The organism is Paenibacillus contaminans, from assembly GCF_003285015.1.
Lineage (GTDB): Bacteria > Bacillota > Bacilli > Paenibacillales > NBRC-103111 > Paenibacillus_V > Paenibacillus_V contaminans.
Genome location: NZ_QMFB01000010.1, coordinates 25,535 through 41,115, shown reverse-complemented (window position 1 = coordinate 41,115; position 15,581 = coordinate 25,535). Strand labels below are relative to the sequence as shown.

General features: G+C 52.5%; 14 protein-coding genes. 2 read left to right on the top strand and 12 right to left on the bottom strand.

Going from position 1 to position 15,581, the window contains the following annotated elements; translation table 11 throughout:
• Window positions 1-36 precede the first annotated feature (36 nt).
• The 11 genes from DQG23_RS17740 to DQG23_RS17685 all read right to left on the bottom strand — a co-directional run bounded on the left by DQG23_RS17740 (window position 37) and on the right by DQG23_RS17685 (window position 12,572).
• On the bottom strand, window positions 37-861 hold the full coding sequence (locus DQG23_RS17740; protein ID WP_113032435.1) for a carbohydrate ABC transporter permease: 825 nt from the start codon (window positions 859-861) through the stop codon (window positions 37-39).
• 59 nt (window positions 862-920) lie between these two features.
• A complete protein-coding gene (locus DQG23_RS17735) occupies window positions 921-1,829 on the bottom strand; it encodes a carbohydrate ABC transporter permease (protein WP_113032434.1) in 909 nt (302 codons plus the stop codon).
• 110 nt (window positions 1,830-1,939) lie between these two features.
• Window positions 1,940-3,310 carry an ABC transporter substrate-binding protein gene (locus DQG23_RS17730; RefSeq protein WP_238177926.1) on the bottom strand — a complete coding sequence of 457 codons (1,371 nt, stop codon included), beginning with the start codon at window positions 3,308-3,310 and terminating at the stop codon, window positions 1,940-1,942.
• 260 nt (window positions 3,311-3,570) lie between these two features.
• Window positions 3,571-5,172 (bottom strand): extracellular solute-binding protein, encoded by a 1,602-nt coding sequence (locus DQG23_RS17725; protein ID WP_113032215.1) that lies wholly within the window; start codon window positions 5,170-5,172, stop codon window positions 3,571-3,573.
• 66 nt (window positions 5,173-5,238) lie between these two features.
• The gene (locus DQG23_RS17720) at window positions 5,239-6,105 is read right to left on the bottom strand and encodes a carbohydrate ABC transporter permease (RefSeq protein ID WP_113032214.1); all 867 of its coding nucleotides are present in this window, start codon (window positions 6,103-6,105) and stop codon (window positions 5,239-5,241) included.
• Window positions 6,105-7,130 carry an ABC transporter permease gene (locus DQG23_RS17715; protein ID WP_113032213.1) on the bottom strand — a complete coding sequence of 342 codons (1,026 nt, stop codon included), beginning with the start codon at window positions 7,128-7,130 and terminating at the stop codon, window positions 6,105-6,107. Before DQG23_RS17715 ends, DQG23_RS17720 begins: the two co-directional genes overlap by 1 nt.
• Before the next feature lie 332 nt (window positions 7,131-7,462).
• The gene (locus DQG23_RS17705; protein WP_238177937.1) at window positions 7,463-9,748 is read right to left on the bottom strand and encodes a helix-turn-helix domain-containing protein; all 2,286 of its coding nucleotides are present in this window, start codon (window positions 9,746-9,748) and stop codon (window positions 7,463-7,465) included.
• A 240-nt stretch (window positions 9,749-9,988) separates the two neighbouring features.
• On the bottom strand, window positions 9,989-10,279 hold the full coding sequence (locus DQG23_RS17700; RefSeq protein WP_158560577.1) for a late competence development ComFB family protein: 291 nt from the start codon (window positions 10,277-10,279) through the stop codon (window positions 9,989-9,991).
• A 42-nt stretch (window positions 10,280-10,321) separates the two neighbouring features.
• On the bottom strand, window positions 10,322-10,717 hold the full coding sequence (locus tag DQG23_RS17695; protein WP_158560576.1) for a DUF3397 domain-containing protein: 396 nt from the start codon (window positions 10,715-10,717) through the stop codon (window positions 10,322-10,324).
• A gap of 35 nt (window positions 10,718-10,752) precedes the next feature.
• Window positions 10,753-11,775: a ketopantoate reductase family protein gene (locus DQG23_RS17690; protein WP_158560575.1), complete on the bottom strand. Its 1,023-nt coding sequence runs from the start codon at window positions 11,773-11,775 to the stop codon at window positions 10,753-10,755.
• Between the two features lie 146 nt (window positions 11,776-11,921).
• Complete coding sequence (locus DQG23_RS17685) at window positions 11,922-12,572, bottom strand: RsfA family transcriptional regulator (protein ID WP_113032207.1); 651 nt, start codon at window positions 12,570-12,572, stop codon at window positions 11,922-11,924.
• A 345-nt stretch (window positions 12,573-12,917) separates the two neighbouring features.
• On the opposite strand from DQG23_RS17685, the gene DQG23_RS17680 reads away from it, so the two are divergent.
• On the top strand, window positions 12,918-13,148 hold the full coding sequence (locus DQG23_RS17680) for a DUF2626 domain-containing protein (RefSeq protein ID WP_113032206.1): 231 nt from the start codon (window positions 12,918-12,920) through the stop codon (window positions 13,146-13,148).
• 85 nt (window positions 13,149-13,233) lie between these two features.
• Here the strand turns inward: DQG23_RS17680 and DQG23_RS17675 are convergent, their stop codons facing one another.
• Entirely contained in the window at window positions 13,234-14,370 is a 1,137-nt protein-coding gene (locus DQG23_RS17675; protein ID WP_238177925.1) for a class I SAM-dependent methyltransferase, read from the bottom strand.
• A 132-nt stretch (window positions 14,371-14,502) separates the two neighbouring features.
• On the opposite strand from DQG23_RS17675, the gene DQG23_RS17670 reads away from it, so the two are divergent.
• A complete protein-coding gene (locus DQG23_RS17670; protein ID WP_113032204.1) occupies window positions 14,503-15,510 on the top strand; it encodes a hypothetical protein in 1,008 nt (335 codons plus the stop codon).
• Window positions 15,511-15,581 lie beyond the last annotated feature (71 nt).

The following is a 15,581-nucleotide window of genomic DNA, read 5'->3' as shown; positions in this document are numbered from 1 at the left end:
ATCAAGCTCCTCTTCACATCAGATTGATCATCCGGATCATTTGAAGCCGGTCAGCGTAATGCCTTGAATGAACCGGCGCTGCACGAAGAAATAAAGCACGATGATCGGGACCGTGAACAAAGCGGATGCCGCCATGAGAGGTCCCCACGACACTTTGTATTCGCCGATAAAGGCGCGCAGGCCGATCGAAAGCGTCCACATTTTCGGATCGTTCAGATAAAGCAGGGGGCCGAGAAAATCCCGCCATTCGTTAAGGAAGGCGAACAGCGCGACGGAATAAAGAGCCGGCCTCGCAAGCGGAATAATGATCTGCCAGTACATGCGAAACTCGGATGCGCCGTCGATTTTGGCGGATTCCGATATTTCGTACGGGATGCTCATGAAAAACTGCCGCAGCAGGAAAATGTAAAACGGGATGCCGAACAAATTCGGCAAAATGATCGGCCAATACGAATCGACCATGTTGAACTTGTTAAACATGACGTAGACCGGAACCATCGTCGCCTGCGCCGGCAAAATCATCGTGGCCATCATGACCAGAAAAATGAAGTTGCGGCCCTTAAACCGCAGCCGGGAAAGGCCGTAAGCGACAAGCGGAGCCGAGAATAGTTGGCCGATCACCGCAAGGATGCACAGAAACACCGTATTCATCGTGTACCTCAGAAACGGGATCGTTTGCACGGCGCCCGCATAGTTGGACCACTCGAATTTCGTCGGAAACCAAACGGTCGGAATCGCGAAAATGTCGTCGGCCGTTTTGACGGACGTCAGCATCAGCCAATAAAACGGCAGCAAAAACAAGATGCCGACGATGCCGAGCAGCAGATGAGGCAGCACCGATTTGCGGAAAACGACACCCATGCTCCGGCTTTTTTTGGCTTCGCGCTGCGGCTGAACGGACGGCACGGAAGCACCCTTCATTATTTTTCACCCCCGTAGTACACCCAGCGCGCGGACGTTTTGAATACGAGCAAGGTTAAAGCCAGCACAAAAATGAACAGCATCCACGCCATCGCCGACGCATAACCCATATTGAGGAACGAAAACGCCGTCTGGTACAAATAAATGGCGTAAAACAACAGCGAATTACCCGGGCCGCCGACGGACTGCGACGCTTCCGCGAACACGATCGCCTCCGTAAAAAATTGAAACGTGCTGATGAGGCCGATAATCAAAATAAAAAGCGTAACCGGCGAAATCGCAGGCAGCGTAATGTTCCAAAACTTGCTCCACTTGCCGGCACCGTCGATTTCAGCCGCTTCGTAATACGTCTGCGGCACATCCTGTAGAGCGGCCAAATACATGACCATATTCGTCCCCGTTCCCCAGAACCCCATCAAAATAATGGCGGGCTTCGTCCAATTCGGATCGATCAGCCAGTTCGGCTGGATCAGTCCGAAATAGCCGAGCAAGTCGTTGACCAGTCCGTACTGCGCGTTGAGCAGCCACATCCACAAAAGCGAGATGGACACGGACGGGACGAGCGTCGGCAGAAAGTAAATCGTCCTGTACACCGATTGGCCGCGCACGTTCATATTAAGCAGCAGCGCAAGGGCAAGGGCGAAGGCGACATGCGGAAGCAGACCGACGACGACGAGATAAATCGTGTTGTACAGCGACATGTAAAATTTTTCGTCCTTGAACAGCTCGGTATAGTTTTCCAGTCCCACCCATTCCGGAGCGGAAAACAGATTGTACGCCGTCAAGCTGTAAAAAAACGACATGACGGTCGGGTACAGCTTGAAAATCAAAAAGCCGACCGTAAATGGACTCGTAAACAAAAGGCCGACGAGTATCGCCTTCCGCTCGCGCTTTTTGATGCCCGTCATGTTTCGGCTCAGGTCAGCCACCGTATTCAGCCTCCTTCCCGGCGGACAAGCGGCCGGGCACAGGATGGACGGCTTTCGCCGCCCTGCCTGCCCCTGCCTCTAAATCCTCATTATTTCTTCGCTTTGTCGGCGAGCGGTTGAACCTTCTCGGCGACCTTATCCATCGCGTCTTTGGCGCTTTGCTGCCCCTTAAGCGCCTTCTCGGTTTCCTCGGACAAAAACTGCAAATATTGATTGATGTAGACGTTGTTCGGGAAGCCTTGAAGGTTTTTGTTTTTCGCCCGGTCGTAGAAATCCCAAAGCGTGCTCAGCTGCTCGTTTTTTCTGAGCCGGTCGTCGTCCAGAACCTTTGCCAGCGTCGGAATGACTTTGGATGCCGTCGCGAATTCGACCTGCGCGTCGGCGCTCATCAAATACTGCATGAACTCCCATGCCGCCTCCGGATTTTTCGCCTTCTTCGGAATGAAAACGGCGCGCGGCGAAACGAGTCCCGCTCCTTTTAAATCCGGGCGGTCCTGCGGATACGGGAACGGTGCGATGCCGAGCGGACCGTCCTTTTTGCGCTCTTCGGCGAAATTGTATTCCCAGCCGATCATCATCGCGAGCTGGCCTGTCAGCAGAGGATCCTGCGGAGTACCCCGCTGGCCGAGTCCCGAGCGGAACTTGCCGATCGCGTCGACTCCGAATTCCTCGTAATATTTACGTTGGTACGCGATCGCATCGACGTTTTCCTTCTTGTTCGGCGTTACTTTGCCGGTCGCTTCGTCCACCCACGATCCGCCGAAAATGAGCGGCCAAAAGACGTTGTCGATCCACGGGTAATCGGGCAGAAAGCCCATATTCGTCAGATTGCCGCCCGCGTCTTTTTTCGTCAGCTTTTTGGAGTAATCGAGAAGCTGCTCCAGCGTTTCCGGCGGCCCCGACAGACCTGCGTCCTGGAACGCTTTCTTGTTGTACATAAGCGTGCTGCCCATGCTCATCGTGAACGGAATGCCGTAATACTTGCCGTTCACCTTCATGCGTTCCATCGCCGAAGGAATGACGGCCGCCGTATCGAAATTGTCTTTTTTGAAATACGGATCCAGCTCGAGAACGGCGCCTGCGTCCGCCCACGGGCCGAGATTGTTCCAGAACGTCAGCGCGACGTCGGGAGGGTTTCCGCCGGATATGGCCGTCAGCTGCTTCGTAGCGTCTTGATTGCCTAGTACCTTGACCGTAATCCGATCCTGCTTCTTGTTGAACGCCGCGACTTGCGCTTCGATCGGCCCCGCGTCCTTCTCCGACCATACGTGCCAGAACGTGATTTCGACCTTTTCCTTCGGCTTATCCGACGGCTTGACGGACGCGGATGCCGACGGCGATGCGGAAGGGCTTGACGACGACCCTTTCGTGTCGGTATTGCTGCTGGAACATGCCCCCAAGACGGATAACGCGAGCACAGAGGATAACATAGGGGTTACCGCTTTTTTGATGTTGCTCAACCGAATTACCTCCCCAGCCGATTTTTGTTGCCTCAACGAAAAACCTCTTGCCTGCTCCTTGCAAAACCAAAAGCCCATGGCCCGTTCTGGCATCACCCCTTTCAAATGTAATCGTTTACACGTCTTGTCAAGCAAAACCGGCTCCGGTCCGCATATCCCCCCTCTCCGGAATAATCCGGAGAAAGAGGACTTGCGTTACGGAAACATTCGCTCGGCTCGTGGCCGAAAGTTCGTTATCGATATTTAGATCGCTGGAACAATTATTTCCATTCGCCTTTAATATTTGCGGCCTTCAAGGCATCGTTCACCTCTTTGACCATTTGCGCGCCGCCTTTGTCCTTCCATTCCTTGACGAGGTTATCCCAGTCGGAAATCGGACGCTGGCCGTATATCATTTTCGTTTGCTCTTCGTACATGTACTTCCACAGGTCTACTTCCTTGGACAATCTCGTTTCGGAGAATACGGCGTTAACCGGATTAAAGTAGTGCTTAGTATCCACATGCAGCTTTTCGAATTTGGCTGCTACATCGGCAAGGACGGGAACCTTATACGTTTTGGAATAGGAGTTTGCGTCGTCGCTCGGCGCCCAAGGGACGGCAAGCGGCATATAGTCAAGCGGCTTCAAGCCTTTCTCTCCGCTTTCTTTCTTGACCGTGCCGTTCTCGACTTTGTAGCCTTGGCCGTCGTTGCCTGTGATCCAATCGAAGTCTTTGTTGTTCGCGTTTTGCTGATCGATCGGGTAAAACTTCCTGCTGTAATCCAGCATTTCGAGTATGCGCTGCAGCTTCTCCGGCTCTTTGGCCAGCTTCGCGTTAAGCAGCGTTATGCCGGAAAACCCTTGGTGAGCCGTAAAGCCTTGCGAACCGTCCGGCGCCTTGAACGGCGGAATCGGTTCCAGCTTCGCTCCCGGCGCGACATCGGCCAAACCTTGCGCATACGTCTCGTTCATGCCGCGCGGCGTGCCGATGAATATGCCGGCTTTGCCGCCGTAAAACTCCTTGTTCGTCTGTCCCCAGTTCATAACCGCGAAGTCCGGCGTAGCGGCGCCTTGCTTGTAAAGGTCGGCCATCCACGTAATCAGTTCTTTGCGCGGCTCCGTAATGATGCCTGGAACATAGTTGCCTTCGGTATCCTTGTGGTACCACGCAAGGAAATCCCAGTAAGCGCCCATCGAGAACGGCGGGTTGATGTTTTGCGACATCGCGAGGCCGTACGTATCGTTTTTGCCGTTTTTGTCGGGATCCTGCGTCGTAAAGGCGATGGCGACCTGCTTTAATTCCTCGTAGCTCGTCGGCATTTTCAAACCGAGGTTGTCGAGCCAGTCTTGGCGGATCATCGGCGTCAGCTGATAGTTAAGAGGGAAGTATGCAGGAAGGCCGTACATTTTACCATCGATTGACACCGACTTGCGGACGTTCTCGGGAATCAGCTTGAACGACTCGTATTTGTCCAAATAATCGTTCAGCGGAAGGAATGCGCCCTGCTTCGCCCATTTGAAATATTGCGAATCCTGGTGATTCTCAAGCGTTATGATATCCGGCAAATCGCCCGATGCGACGGTCGCGCTCAGCTTTTGCAAATAATCGGTTACGACGACGATTTGCGGCTTGTAGTCGACATTGAACTTTTGATTGATCAGCTCGATCCCGCGTCCGTTTGAAGGAGGAACCGAACCCGCATAACGGAAATCGAGCGTCGTTACGGTAAATTTTTTGGGAGCATCGCTCGGCTTGGCGCTTGCCGCCTGTCCGCTTGCGCTTGGCGACGGCGACGCCTTCTCTGTAGAGCCGGATCCGCACGCGGCTACGCTGACCGACAAGGCGGCGATCGCTGCGGTGGATGCTATCTTTTTCATCTTCATGTGTTAACCCCTCCGTCTAATGTTCGATGTGGTGGTCCATTTCGTTTATGAAGCCGTTTCGTGCCGTTATCCTTTTACAGAGCCGAGCATCACCCCTTTCGCAAAATGCTTTTGCAGGAACGGATACAAAATCAGAATCGGAACCGTAGCCAGCAAAATGGCGGCCATTTGAATCGTCTCCGCCGGAGGCGCAAACTCCGTCGCCATTTCTAGACTCGCCTGCGGCTCGTTGACGACGACGATTTGTCTGAGCACGACTTGAATCGGCCAATCCGCCGAGTTGTTTAAGTACAGCAGCCCGGTGAAATAGTTGTTCCAATGCGCTACCGCATAAAACAGCCCGAATGCCGCCAATGACGGTTTGGACAAAGGCAAAATGATTCTCCAAAAAACGCTCAAATCGTTCGCGCCGTCGATCGTGGCCGCTTCGGTTATTTCCGCAGGGATGCTTAGAAAAAACTGGCGCATGACGATGAGATAATACGGACTTATCGCAACCGGCAATATCAGCGCCCAGATAGAGTTTAAGAGACCGGTTTCTTTGACGACCAAGTAGGTCGGAATCATCCCGGCTGTAAACAGCATCGTAAACACCACGAGAAACATGATCGTCCGCTGGGCAAACACTTGGCGGGACAACATATACGCAAGCGTTGTCGTAAACAGAAGGTTGACTAACGTCCCGATCACCGTAATTTCGATCGTAACGCCCAGCGACCGGATAAACGGCTTGGAATTGAGAATGTATTCGTATGCGGTGGTCACCCACGTTTTGGGAAACAGCATAAATTCGCTCTGCAAAAATTCCTTGTACGTCGAGAACGAGATCGTGAAAACGTAAAGGAAAGGAAACATCATGACGACGGCGATTGCCGTTAGCAATAAGTAATTGAAGCCGTTAAAAACATAAGTCGAAGCCGATTTATGCTGCATCAGAACATGCCCTCCTCGCCGAAGCGCTTCGCCAAATAATTGGCCCCCGTTACGAGTACGAGTCCGACCAGCCCTTTGAAAAGACCGACCGCCGTCGCGAAGCTATAGTCCGATTGCTGCACGCCTTTCACATAAACGTACGTATCGAGCACATCGCCGACTTCCTTCGTAAACGGATTCAGCATCAAGTAAATTTGCTCGAAGCCGACATCCATTACATTGCCCAGACGCAATATAAGCAAAATAACGATCGTGCTGCGAATCGCCGGCAGCGTAATATGCCATATTTGCCGCCATCTTCCCGCTCCGTCGACGATGGCCGCCTCGTAAAGCTGAGGGTTTACCCCGGCAAGCGCCGCCAAAAAAATGATCGTTCCCCAGCCGGCTTCCTTCCATATGACCTGCGCGATCAAAAGCGGCTTGAAATACGCCGGATCGGTGAGGAATGGTATCGCTTTCAGCCCAAACGTATCTTTAAGGAAATGATTGACGAGTCCGTCGCCCTTCAGAAAAACCACGCAAATGCCCACTACGACGACCCATGACAGGAAATGCGGCAAGTAAATGACCGACTGAACGAGCCGTTTAAAAATCTGATTCCGCACTTCGTTGAGCATAAGCGCAAGGACGATCGGCGCCGGAAAAGCGAAGGCGATCTGCAGGAATGAAATGTTGAACGTATTCCACAACACCCGCAGCACTTCTTTATTCTCGAAAATCGTTTGAAAATGCTTGAACCCTACCCACGGGCTGCTAAATAAGCCTTGAAACGGGCTATAGTCGTTGAAGGCAAGCACGAGTCCCGCCATCGGGATATATTTATAAACGAGTAAATATAACAATCCCGGAAGACCGATCAGCAGCAAGTAGCGATCCTTCCATATCCTTTTGGTTATCCCTTTGCGGGCTCTGTCCGGCTGCGTCTGCAAGTGCTCGGCTTTGCGGATCCCGGTAGTCGTGTCCAGTTGAAGCAGCCCCTTTCTTAGATGTTGAGTTGCATCCTTTCCGTTTGATGAATGATTCATCAGTAGCTTTCGGCATCACTCGGGCCGTCATGCAATTGTCGATGCCCGCGCTTAAGCCCATGCCTGTTTGTGTTATGCGCTTCCGTTGACCTTCCCTTCATCGTCTGTTCTGGTTCCTCACAATTCCTTGCCCGTTTGTTCTTGTTTCGCTTCGCAGGCTGTCTGGCACAACCGGCTGACATCACCATATCAATCCCCCATTTTAAAGGCAATTATCACTTCAGCCCGCCCTGACATATAAAGATAAATACTTTGCATCAAAAGAAAAAAGGCCTCCCGTTGCAGTCGGGAAGCCTTCATAGAGCAAGTATGGGCCGTATTCGATCTTCCGTTCAATCTTCGTGGTGCCGAAATTGCTTGCGGTATTGTCCGGGCGGCATGTCCGTCACTTGTTTAAAAATGCGTGTGAAATTTTGTACGGTCGTATACCGGAGACGATCGGCGATATCTTTGATCGGCATTTCGGTATGCGCCAGCCATTCCTTCGCTTTCTCCATCCGGAAGTCGATGACGTAATCGCCGAAAGCGAAGCCTGTTTCTTCTTTAAACATGCGGCTCAGTTGCGAAGGCGAAACCTGAATCGTATCCGCCACCTGCTGCAGCGACAGGTCCGTTTCGAAATGCTCGTGAATATAAAAAAGCGCCTGCTGAACCTGCTTTTTGCGCTTCGGCAAATTTGCATCCTGCAAAGCTTGAACGACCTGCGGGAATACGGTTTGCTTCAGCCATTCCTTCACTTCATTAAGCGATTCCATGCCGTACAGCTGTTTATACGGATCCTTCTCAAACCATTCGCGAGGTTCTTGGCCCCATTCCTGAAGCAAGTAATCAAGCTCTCCGAGCAAGTATGCAAATAGTCCGAGTACGGTTTCCGAGTTGTGAACATATTGGGGAACGATTTGAATCATTTGCTCCAGCTGTGCGCTCGCTTCGGCAAGATCGCCTTTGGCAAGCGCCGTGACGATTTTCTTCTGGCCATGCAGCAGCGACGAGCTTGACTGCCGGATGGACGGCTCGATCGCATGCTGCGAAATGTTGACGTCATTCCCCATAAGCAGCCGGTAGCCGATCAGATCGGACGCTTCCTGGCAAGCCTCGCCGATTCCCCCGTAGCCGCGCTGCGCTTTGCTTACCGCAACGGTTACGGTAAATTGGAAAAATTGTCTAACCTTCGACCGGAACTCGTCGGCAAGCGCCTCCAGCGCCTGATCGCTCGTTTCGTTGACCTTGTCGACCCCTACGATAACGGCGACCTGACCGGGGATCGGCGATGCCGTCATGCAAGAGAACGACTCCTCGGCAATTTCTTCGATCATTTTACGAAGCGCGTACAGCAGCAGCGAACGGTCGTTTTCTAAATATTGCTGCTTGAAACGTCCGTACTCGTCCACGTCGATCAGACATACGTAGAAATAAGCGCCGCTCAGCGGCATGCCATGCTGCTCCATTTTGCCGCGGATGTCGGCTTCGCTCATTTCGCCGCGCAGCAGCTGCTGAACGAAGGCTTCCTTCCAGAACGGCATCCGTTCGCTCAATTCGCTTCTCAACCGCTCATTGGTTTTGGCCATGTGCTGGTAAATCGAGTCGAGCGCTTCCAAGCCGTCCTTATAGCCTTGTCCCGGCTTGTCGTCCCCGGCGAACTTGTGCAGCAGCCGTTGAATCGGGTTATACAGCCGGCTCGAGCCGATCAGGGAAAGCAGTACCCAGAGCAGCGTAAGCAGTCCGACAAGACTCCATGTGACGTATTTGATATTGTCCGATTTGCGGGACAGCTCCTTCGTCGGCGTCATGGCGATATACGTCCAATTGTTCATGCCGGATTTCTGTGCGGACAGATTGTAACCGACGCCGTCAAGCGTGAACTCCGACGTGAACGACTCCGGATTTTGCCAAAAGCGGTACAGCTCCGAAGACGGCGTCAGCTTCGAGCCAAGCTCGCGCGAGTCCTGGCTCATAACGATCGTTCCCTTGTCGTCGATGACGAGCAGCTTGCGCTCCTCGCCGAGCTGCGCCTGATTGAACAACTCGATCAGCCGTTCCGTCTGGACGTGAATGACCAATACGCCGTCCGGCGCTTCTACGTTGAATGTAGGGACCGGACGAACGATCAACAGCTCGTTCAAGCCTTGATCCTGATTCGGCGAAATGACCGTAGCCGCGTTGTATTTGTAGCCGGTGCGCTTTACGAGCTCATTGTAGCTGAAATCCGCTTGATTGATATAGCCGTCCCGCGTCGAGTACACCTTTTTGAATTTGTTGTAAATAAGAGAGATGTCCAAATTGATGTCCGAATACGTTCTCAGCTTCTGTACCGTATCGATCGCTGCGAACGTTTGCCCGAGATCCGATGTAACCGGACCGATCTCGACGGACTTTTCGATAACGATATTGCTGGCCAGCTGCAGAGAAGCGCTTTCCAGCTTTTTCAGAAAATCGTTGATCTGATATTGAAACTGGCGCAGAATAATTTGGTGGTTATGGTCCACCTCTTCCTGCACGATTTTGGCCGTGCTCAGCGTCGAGAACGTACCTAGCACCAGAAGCGGTACGATGCTGAGCAGAAACATATACACGAAAATCTTTCTTTTGAATGACGCCCGTTTGATCCAAGGCAACATTTGCAACCGCCCCAATCCTCCCTTTAACGGATCGGTCAGACCTACCGCGCGCGAACAAGAACGAGTCTATCATATCATACTCCATCCGAATCAGACAGTTTGGCGGCTCGAAGCGAGGATAAATGGCTGCGCCGCCTTATTGAGGCTGGCGCGAGGAACAAACGGCTAAGGATATGCGCTCCGGCAACGCACAAAAGCGCCTCGCATCTTACGACGCAAAGCGCTCTCGTGACGAGTCTTTTATTTCGGAGCTTCCTCCTGCAAAACGGATTCCCGCTTATTTTGGGTCACCTTTTCGATCGCGCGGGACAACTCCCGGTAAACGTCCGTCTCGACCTGCGAGCGAAGCTGCGTTTGCACGAACATTTCGCCTTTGGCGCTCGAGACGTATTTAGGCGGAAGGTTATTCAAAGCGATCGCCATCACATCGGCTTGCATTTTTTCATCCAGCTCATGACCATTCCCGCCGGCAGTCAGCCAATCCTTCAGGCAATATTTCACCACATCTTCCATCATGTTATGTATCGTCATCATTACCCCCCTCGCTGCAGAAGCTATTTATTGGATCTAAACCTATGTCATCGTCATATAACGACCGATCCCGATTAGGAGCAATAAGAAATATAAGGCCGACAGCAGGAAAAAACCGAGTCTGGACAATATTTTGAGCAGCTTGACGACATGCACTTGCCCGTATTTGCGGTTTTGCTCCCTGCCGATCCAGGCGGCTGCGAGCAGAAAAAGCAAAATAACGAACCAATATAAAATGGAGGAGCCGAATACGTTCGTCACCATGATGGACAAAGTGCCCAGCAGCAAAACCGAGGTGACATCCATCGAAATGCGCGTCGATCGCTTCTTGTCGCGAGTGTAGCCGAAGCAAATAAACCACACGCCGAAAAACGTGATGAACGGCACGATCGCTATCGCCGCCAAAATATGCCGAAATATAACGACAATCACATCCATCCGCACCGGCTCCCCTATTAACAAGTTCCTTCGGATTAGCTTTCTTTCACGATCGTTCGCTCTTTCGCCTTCACCAGCGCGTACAACGTCCGATTCACGGGCAGCGCGATATGATGCTCGTCCGCTTCCCGCAGCAAACTGCCGTTGATCCATTCGATTTCCGTCATACGTCCCGAAGCAAGATCCTGCAGCATGGACGAATGATTGAGCGCGGTGCGAACGCAAACGTCGAGCACTTCGCTTATCATGCCGCCCGTTTGCAGCGGTATCCCATTAGCCGAAGCGACCTCGCAGACCTCCGTTACAAGCTTGTCCATCAGCTCCCGGCATTCCGGCAGCTCCGGCAGCTTTCCGTTCGTCACCCCAAGCAGCGCGGTCAACGGGTTGATTACCGCATTGATCAGCAATTTTTGCCAGATGAAGCTATCCATGTGTTTCGACAAAAACGTCTCGAATCCTGCCGAAAGAAACAGCTGCCGCATATTTTTTTCGTTTTCGTCAAAATACGCGTCGTCTTGTGCGTCCTCAGGAAGAGGAACGTATGTTCCATTCTTACTCCCGTTTCCCCCCGAACCGGTGAACGCCTTTCCGATCCGCGTGACGCCCCATCCGGTATGGGAAACATGATTCAGACCGTCCCGGCGGGCGCCTTCCGTCGTCACGGCCACATAAATCCGATCGGGCGGTATTTCCGCGGCAAGCCTTTCGGCATGCCCGATCCCGTTCTGGAAGCAAATCAGCCTCGTCTTAAGTCCTATGCGTTTAGCCAGCCAGCGGGCAAGTTCCGGCGTAATATGCTTCTGTTTTACGGTTAACAGCAGCCAGTCCGCATCCCGTTCTTCCGAATCGGGCGATCCCGCAGCAGCCTCTCTGTAGCATTCGGCCGCAACCGCGCGATAAATCGTACCGCTGCCGTCCTGCAATGCCACGCCCTCCGCATTCAAACGATCGGCCTGCTCCTCCGTGCTGGTTATAAGAACGACATCCGCCCCTGCATCCGAAAGCCGCGCGGCGAACAGCAAACCGAGCGAGCCGGAACCGACACATTCAATCCGCATGCGCCCACCTCCTTTCCATAGCTCCACTATAACATGCCGCTGCGAATCCATATACGCCCAAAAACTTCGGAATATCCTTTCAGAAAAACAGAAAAAGACCCTTTTCAGGGCCTTTTAGTAGTTATGGATTCGCTCTTACGCTTCGCTCATTCGATACGCTCGAGATTTCCGTTGGCGTCCATCTTGAACCTCGCCTTGTTTTCTTCGTCCTCTTCAACCAGAAAAGCAAGCTTGCGCGCCCGGTCCATAATTTGGATCAACGCTTTGTAATCGTCGTTGACGACACGGTAGTCGGTCTCCACCTCATTGACTTGCTTGCTCAATCTTTCATTCTCCTGACGCAGTCTATCTAGCTCCTCCTGCGTATCCTGGAGCTCTTTCTCCATATGGCGGCTTTGTCTCGTCATATCTTGATAGGCGTTTTTCCAATGGCGCAAATAACGGATGACCGCATCGATCGAAATCGTATCCTCGGCAGCCATTTCGCTGCTGCGAGGCACGCCTACCTCCAACTCGACGGTCGATACCGTCGCAAGCCCCGGAAGGACGGAGGCATGTTTTTTCATCTGATTGCGCTTTTGTCTCTGCGCTTTCGCAATTTGAATCGCCGCCTCGTATTTCTTGCGGACGCAGCTGTTCCACCGGAACCCGCAAGCCGCCGCTGTCCTTCCTATTCTTTCGCCTACCTCCTCGAAAGCGGACAGTTGCGTGCTCCCCTCGCGGATATGACGCAGCGTTACCTCTGCCAATATAAGATCGTCTTCCTCACTCCATGCATCTTGTCGAATCGCCGACATCCCAATACCTCCCAACAAAGTACTCGTTATCTCTTCATGGATTGAATCGCAAATAGTTGCGGCAGCTCTTATCACTTGCGTATCACTTGCGCATTCGCAGCCGTTACTTATTTTTATGCCCATAATAGAGTTCATAGAATCTATTTCATACTAAATGGTATTGCCATTTTTTTGCGCCCTCATACATGTTTTCGAGGGAAAAAGGCTACACTAGCATTAATGCGGCCGATCGGCTTGCATATAAAGTTTTTCATTTCGTCACCGATTAACGGTTTACACTCCGAAAGGCAATATGTATAATGGAGGAAGCGTAAAGCGACCGTCGTACAGAGAGGGGGATTTCGAGTGTCACGCATGTTTCGCGTACTTGGCTTCTGGGCGCTTGTGATCGGCATGATGGCTATTGCCGGCGGCATGATCCCGATGGCCTTAATATTTTTCTTCCAAGCAGCCGTTTTCGTTCTGCTCGGCTACATGAATTTGTCCGAACGTACCTACATATTGATGTTCTGGGGGTACATGATTTTATCGTTTACCGGCTTTACTTACTGGTCTTTCTTCAAAATGGACATTTAACCCACGAAATAAAGGTGATCTGCCGGACAAGCCGGAGGATCACCTTTTTTTGATGCCTTTATGATCATTCGCTTCGTTCAGCCGCTTAATCGACCGCTTTCCGCTGAATGAGCACCTTGAACAGCTCGCTCATCTGATCGCTCAGCAGCAGCTGCCTGACGGCCCGGTTTCGTCTGGCTTCCGGTCCGAACGGATCGGTGGAAGCATGCTCCATAAGAAGCTCGAGAATACCCGCTTCCAGCAGAAACTGCTTCTGCGTCATCAGCTTCCAGTCGGCAAGGCCCGCTTGCTTGCCCGACCGAATAAGCGCCGAAAAATTTACATGCGCGGTCATATCCTGCTCGCCGGCGAATCGATACGGGTCATCGAGCGCCAGGTGATTGCGGTAGCAAACGAATGTGCCGTTCATCCGGTGCGGCGAATACAGTTCCTCGGCAGCATCTCCATAATCGATCGTGATCAAGACCCCGTTCCCGACGGCGGCAGCCGTCCGTTCCAGCCAGCGGGACGCATCGAGATTGACTTCGGCCGTCTGACCTTCGGCCAGCCGGATCCTTTCCTCGGTTATGTAATGAAGCACATCTTCGTTATTGCACGGAAGCTCCTTTTCCTTAAAGCAGTCCTTTTCATCGTCCCACCCTACATGCAATTCGTACAATTCGCCGTTTCTCCTGCGAATGCGATGGACCGCGAAAGCGTCGAGCAGCTCGTTGGAAATAACGGCAATTCCCGGGCCGTCTGTCTGGACTTGCTCCGCAAGCCATTGATCCGGCTCCATCGTTTGAACATGTCCGCGATGCGGCTCCAGCAAGCTTAACAAACGTTCGGCGTGGTAACGGCTGCGCTCGACCGCGACATACGTCAAACGTTCGTAAATGCCCGGAAAACGCGCCTGCAGCTCGTCAAGCAGCTGAAGGGCCAACTGGCCGGTCCCGGCTCCCCACTCGACAATCCGTACCGGCCCCTCTTTCCATTCGTCCCCCATCAGTTTACTCAGCGCGCGGGCGACAAGTCCGCCGAAAATCCCTCCAACAGCCGAGCTCGTATAGAAATCTCCCGACTTTCCGACCTTCGGCTTATCCGATGTATAATAACCGTACGACGCGTGATACAGACACCATTCCATATACTCGCGAAACGTCACCGCCGCTTCCGGCCTCTCCGCAATCCGGTCCTTTATGTACGAAACGAGCGGATTCGTTTGCTTTGCACTGTTTATCAAGACGGCTCCCCCATTCATGAAAGCAATTTCCCTATCCACAAATTTACCACTTTCCCTACAGACAAAAAAGAGCGTTAACGATATAATGGAATAATCGAATTGTTACAGTGCTGTTGCAAAGGAGTATTTGCCTTGAAACGTATGACCCGCAATAAGCTGAGGCCGCTTGTTCTCGCTGCCGTTCTTGCTTGCGCCGGAGCTCTTGCAGCCGGCTGCAGCGACGATGGAGCCGCCCTTAAGAAGTCCGTGCTCGACTCTCTGAACAAACAAACGGAAATGAAAGCATATGCGTTCTCGGGAACGGCAGATCTGAATATCGGAACGCTGCCGGCCGCGGCGGATGCGAATCCGATAGCCTCGAGTTTGCTGGGGATGATCCAGAACAGCAAGCTGGAATGGAGCGGAACGGCGACCACCGATCCCGTACGTCTTGAGGCGAGTCTTAAATCGACGCCGGCCGGATCTTCAGCCGGACTTGAGCTGCCGCTTATATTGAACGATAACAAGCTGTATGTCAATTTTCCGTTGATCAACAAGAAGGACGAATACTTTTTGATCGATCTAGCGAAGCTGAGCGTTATGAGCGGTCAAAATAATGCGCTGAGTGCCGAAAGCTTAAAGCAAGCGACACAAACGGCTTCCAGCGTCAGCAGCGTCTTGATCGAAGACCTGAACGCCAAATGGTTCGATAAAAGCAAAGAGGCCGCAGCCTTCCCGGACGGGACTAAAGGAACCGTGATTCAGATCGAAATAACGAACAAAAACAAAAAAGAAATAACCGACGCCATGCGCGCCAAGCTGCCGGAGATGATCGATAAGCTTGCGGCAGGCGGTTTCGTAAGCAAGGACCAAACGGCAAAGCTCAAAGAAGAAGCGTTAACGGTATCCGTAGAAGCGCCAGGCAAGCTGGCATTCGCAATTGACGAGCAAGGCTTCGCGCGCGAGCAGCAAATCGAGATTTCCTACACCCAGGCCGGCAAAGACGGCTTGCCCGTCAAAAGGCATCTGAACCTGCTCCAGAAAGCGGACGGCATCAACCAGGAGCCCAAATTCGTCAAGGACATACCGAGCCAGGTCAAACCGTTCGAGGACGTGCTGCGTTTATTGTTGGGCGGCGCAGGCAAGGCTCCTCAGAAGTAATGCAGCAATTTCAGCCGCCTGTCCTTGCTTCCTGCATATCCGACATGCGGGAAGCATTTTTTGTGAGTACA

Excerpts from the sequence above, each read along its gene's own strand:
- DQG23_RS17740 (WP_113032435.1), bottom strand. The coding sequence starts at position 861 with ATGGGTGTCGTTTTCCGCAAATCGGTGCTGCCTCATCTGCTGCTCGGC.
- DQG23_RS17735 (WP_113032434.1), bottom strand. The coding sequence starts at position 1,829 with ATGACGGGCATCAAAAAGCGCGAGCGGAAGGCGATACTCGTCGGCCTT.
- DQG23_RS17725 (WP_113032215.1), bottom strand. The coding sequence starts at position 5,172 with ATGAAGATGAAAAAGATAGCATCCACCGCAGCGATCGCCGCCTTGTCG.
- DQG23_RS17720 (WP_113032214.1), bottom strand. The coding sequence starts at position 6,105 with ATGCAGCATAAATCGGCTTCGACTTATGTTTTTAACGGCTTCAATTAC.
- DQG23_RS17715 (WP_113032213.1), bottom strand. The coding sequence starts at position 7,130 with ATGAATCATTCATCAAACGGAAAGGATGCAACTCAACATCTAAGAAAG.
- DQG23_RS17705 (WP_238177937.1), bottom strand. The coding sequence starts at position 9,748 with ATGTTGCCTTGGATCAAACGGGCGTCATTCAAAAGAAAGATTTTCGTG.
- DQG23_RS17700 (WP_158560577.1), bottom strand. The coding sequence starts at position 10,279 with ATGACGATACATAACATGATGGAAGATGTGGTGAAATATTGCCTGAAG.
- DQG23_RS17695 (WP_158560576.1), bottom strand. The coding sequence starts at position 10,717 with ATGGATGTGATTGTCGTTATATTTCGGCATATTTTGGCGGCGATAGCG.
- DQG23_RS17690 (WP_158560575.1), bottom strand. The coding sequence starts at position 11,775 with ATGCGGATTGAATGTGTCGGTTCCGGCTCGCTCGGTTTGCTGTTCGCC.
- DQG23_RS17685 (WP_113032207.1), bottom strand. The coding sequence starts at position 12,572 with ATGTCGGCGATTCGACAAGATGCATGGAGTGAGGAAGACGATCTTATA.